The 445-nt window shown below is 73.5% G+C and carries 1 protein-coding gene; it reads right to left on the bottom strand.

Annotation, left to right across the window (positions count from 1 at the left end):
- Positions 1-445, bottom strand: a 445-nt coding sequence (locus RM572_RS29270; protein ID WP_311676371.1) for a class F sortase, incomplete at both ends; no start/stop codon positions are given.

Below are 445 nucleotides of genomic sequence, written 5' to 3' on the forward strand. Positions count from 1 at the left end.
CGATGCGGTCGCCGCGCTTCAGCGAGGAGAGTGGATAGAAGGCGGCGGGACCGTCGGTGTCGTCGACGTGCGCGACGACCAGGGCGTTGCCGCGCTCCCCGGGGGTGACCGAGCCGGTGTACCAGCCGGCGTCGTCGGCGTCCTTCGGGAGGGCGATGGAACCGCCGCTCGTGAGGCCGACTTCTTCGATGCGGGCGGCCAGACCGACCCGGTCGGCGGTGACCCGCACGGGAAGCGAACGCGGCAGGTCCGCGGAGGGCGGGGCGGGCTCGGTAGTGGTCTCCGGCTGATCGGGTGCCGTTGCGGCGGCGGGTGGTACGGGTGGCGGGGTAGTTGCGGTGTCGGTGAGGCCGAGGGTGAGGAGTGCGCTGCCGGTGAGGGTGCAGGCGGTGGCCGCCGCGGTCAATAGACCGCGGCGGCCGGTGCGCCAGGTGAACGGCATAGG

This window comes from Streptomyces hazeniae (assembly GCF_031845485.1).
Taxonomy (GTDB): domain Bacteria; phylum Actinomycetota; class Actinomycetes; order Streptomycetales; family Streptomycetaceae; genus Streptomyces; species Streptomyces hazeniae.